The organism is Prevotella sp. AM23-5, from assembly GCF_003473645.1.
GTDB classification, from domain to species: Bacteria; Bacteroidota; Bacteroidia; order Bacteroidales; family Bacteroidaceae; genus Prevotella; species Prevotella copri_A.
Window position 1 is genome coordinate 1 of record NZ_QUCG01000056.1, and the last position, 3,379, is coordinate 3,379.

Here is a 3,379-nt window from a genome sequence, read left to right on the forward strand (position 1 = left end):
CCCTGGCTCACTTCTCCCCTCTCTTCCTGAAGCATTACAACCAAGCCTTCCATTTCCCTGGCGGTCACACGCCTACAGAGCAAGAGGTGAAGACCTGGTACGCTCCCCTTGCCCAGAAAATGCTGATGGAGTTTTCAGCAAAATTTTAATCGTTTCACGGAAATAGATAAATTCTAACAATAGGAAAATGAGCATGAAACAGATAGAAACACTCGTCTTTGATTATGGAGGTGTCATCGTGAACATTGATGATGCCTCTGTTGTAAAAGCCATGGAGAGCCTGGGCGTTACGGCGTTCAAGCGACTAATCCATGTCCGCAAAATCAAGAGACTGATGCACCAATATATCAATGGTCTGGTGGCAGAAGCAGAAACATTGAAAAAGATGCTGAGCCTTTGCCGCAAAGGAACCACAACTGAGGATATTGAGAAAGTTCTCGAAGAGCTGTGTGGCAATCTGCCCGTGGAAAGACTGGAGGCATTGGTCAAGCTTCGGAAGCGGTACAAGGTCTATCTGCTCAGCAACATCAACGATACGCTTTGGCAGAAATCAGTCAGTCAGATGAATCAGCTGGGATATTCCACAGACAAGCTGTTTGATGAAGTGTTCCTCTCATACGCCATGCGGAAGGAGAAGCCATCTATCGAAATCTATGAAGAGATGACGCAGAAGACTGGATTGAATCCTGCCACCACCCTCTATTTCGATGACCGCTCAGAGAATGCCGAAGCAGGCAAGCGTTTTGGTTTCCAGAGCGTACTGGTAAAGCCCAATCATCTGGAAGAGCATCTGGAATGGCAAGAAATTAACAAGAACATAGAATAGCTTATGACTATTGATACAACAAATCTCTGTTCACATCTTCAGAAGAAGTTGTTTGAACCTGAGGGAGTATATTATCCTATCTGGCAAGCCATGCAGAATGATGAGGAGCTGACAGCCGTGGTTCGCTCACGACAGCTTCATATTTATCGTAATGGTAAAAAGATTCTCATTCTCGCTGGCAAGGCTCAGCCTAAGATTATCAGAGAGGATAAACTGAACGAATTGATAATAACATAAAAAAGGCGATGATTATGAAAACAGAATCAGAGAAGTGTTTGGCAGGTATGCTTTATAACTGCCATTCGCCCGAATTTATAGAACGTAAATCCTTGGCTACAGAATGGATGCAGCGTTACAACTCTCTGCCATACACTGACCGAAGCAAGCGATATGAAATGCTAAAAGAGTTGTTTGGTAGTATTGGAAATAATGTAAGCGTAGGGGATGGTATTATTATTGGATTTGGTGACAATATATTTATTGGCAACAATGTAAGCATCAATTATCGTTGTATGCTGATAGACTGCAATAAGATAACCATAGGCGATAACGTGCTTATAGCTCCAGGAGTACAGATAAATACTGCTTCTCATCCAGTTGACCTGAATGAGCGTCTCACCAAGGATTGGAATCCTGATTCGGGAGAATACCGTTGGCGCACATATGCCTTGCCAATTACCATAGGAAATGGTTGTTGGATTGGTGCTAATGCAACTATTCTTGGAGGTGTAACGATTGGTGATGGAGCTGTTGTAGCCGCAGGAGCCGTAGTAACCCAAAATGTTGATGCAAATACTCTAGTTGGAGGTGTACCATGCAAGGTTATTCGTAGCTTAATATAGCTAGTACAAAGGATAAAAATAGATGAACATGAATTTTCCAGAAATATACTCAGCAACAGGCATGATGGAGCTGATTCAGCAGATCGGGTTCCTCCCTCTCCTTGATAGTGGCATTGAAGGATTCTCTGCCGAAGACATCGTGGCGGAAGATTGCCGATATGTAACATTTCCTGAAGGCGGTTGGGACTGGCCGCTATGGAAATGGAAGGGCGAGATTGTGCAGGAAATGCCGTGTATGTACGGAAAGTTCTTTAACAAGAAAGCAGGATTCATCAGCCAGAAATGGTGGCCGGACTTCTGCAACTACAGAAGAAGCAAATACCCCCGTCCGGATGAAGAATCGATAGAAGGAGCCATTCTCAGTACGCTTCAATCATCGGGCAGTCTCATCACGAGAGAACTTCGGGCAGCCTGCGGTTTCACGGGTAAGGGAATGAGAAGCAAGTTTGACGGTTATCTCACCCGACTGGAAATGGCGACTTACATCGTGACCGAGGATTTCATCTATCCTCGTGACAAGCACAATCACGAATATGGCTGGGGGTGGTCGCTGCTCAATACTCCCGAAGATCTCTATGGCAGGGAGGCTTGTCAATGCAATCGCACTCCCCAGGAATCTTACCAAAGAATTTTCGAGCATCTGAAAGAAATCCTGCCTGATGCTTCAGATAAACAGATTATTAAATTAATTGGATAAAAATGACTTCACTTCAAGAAAGACTGTTCGCCAGGCAGGATAAGCAGTATGCTGCTTTCCAGGCCAAACTGACACCGGGAGTGCCTGTGGAAAGTTTCATAGGCATTCGTGTTCCTGTGCTCCGCAAGTTCACAAAAGAATTTACAAAGGAGGCAGAATGTGAGGATTTCCTGCATCAGCTTCCTCACAAATACTACGATGAGAATATGCTTCACGGTCTCCTCATTTCCGAGGTGAAGGACTACGAAGAATGCATTCGTCTTACTGACAGATTCCTGCCTTTCGTGGACAACTGGGCTGTTTGCGACATTATGTCTCCGAAGGTGTTTGCCAAACACAAGAAGGAGCTATTGGCGAAGATCAAGACTTGGAGTAAATCGTCACACGTTTATACTTGTCGATTTGGAATAGAGACACTTATGTCTCATTACCTGGATAAAGACTTCAAGGCAGAATATCTTGAAATTCCTGCCTCTATAAGGAGCGAAGAGTATTACGTAAAAATGATGGTAGCCTGGTTCTTCGCCACCGCCCTTGCCAAGCAATGGGACCAGGCGATTCCCTACATCGAGCAAAACCGCCTTGCCGCCTGGACGCACAACAAGACCATCCAGAAGGCCATCGAGAGCTACAGAATCACGCCCGAGCAGAAGGAATATCTGCGGACTTTGAAGATAAAATAATTATGACACAAGATACTTCTACATATTACGTTTGGATAGGTGGTTCATGTGATTATGGCCATAAAGAGCGAGCCGGTGGTGCTGCCGTAGTAATTGAGCATAACGGCAACATCATCAGCCGTGATGTAATCAGCGACTTGCACACCACAGAGTTCCGAATGATGCTAACTCTCATGGTGAAAGTAATGCAGGAAATACCGGAAGGTTCCGACATTCTATTCCTGACCAACGCTGCCTATATTCAGAACTTTGACAAGACTCCAACGGTTAAATCAGCCAATCCAGACTTGATCATTCAATGCATCGAGGAAAAGAAAAGGCACAATTCAGT

Annotated in this window: 6 protein-coding genes; all 6 read left to right on the forward strand. The window is 44.7% G+C overall.

Annotation, left to right across the window (positions count from 1 at the left end):
* Positions 1–193 precede the first annotated feature (193 nt).
* Positions 194–826: an HAD-IA family hydrolase gene (locus DW657_RS12770; RefSeq protein ID WP_158577375.1), complete on the forward strand. Its 633-nt coding sequence runs from the start codon at positions 194–196 to the stop codon at positions 824–826.
* Between the two features lie 3 nt (positions 827–829).
* Positions 830–1,063: a hypothetical protein gene (locus tag DW657_RS12775; protein WP_117664166.1), complete on the forward strand. Its 234-nt coding sequence runs from the start codon at positions 830–832 to the stop codon at positions 1,061–1,063.
* A gap of 14 nt (positions 1,064–1,077) precedes the next feature.
* Positions 1,078–1,668 (forward strand): sugar O-acetyltransferase, encoded by a 591-nt coding sequence (locus tag DW657_RS12780; protein ID WP_117664183.1) that lies wholly within the window; start codon positions 1,078–1,080, stop codon positions 1,666–1,668.
* Positions 1,669–1,696: 28 nt separating this feature from the next.
* The gene (locus tag DW657_RS12785) at positions 1,697–2,365 is read left to right on the forward strand and encodes a hypothetical protein (protein ID WP_118312832.1); all 669 of its coding nucleotides are present in this window, start codon (positions 1,697–1,699) and stop codon (positions 2,363–2,365) included.
* Between the two features lie 2 nt (positions 2,366–2,367).
* Positions 2,368–3,048 carry a DNA alkylation repair protein gene (locus tag DW657_RS12790; protein ID WP_118312811.1) on the forward strand — a complete coding sequence of 227 codons (681 nt, stop codon included), beginning with the start codon at positions 2,368–2,370 and terminating at the stop codon, positions 3,046–3,048.
* A 2-nt stretch (positions 3,049–3,050) separates the two neighbouring features.
* On the forward strand, positions 3,051–3,379 hold a 329-nt coding region (locus tag DW657_RS12795), incomplete at its 3' end, for a ribonuclease H (RefSeq protein WP_233547022.1).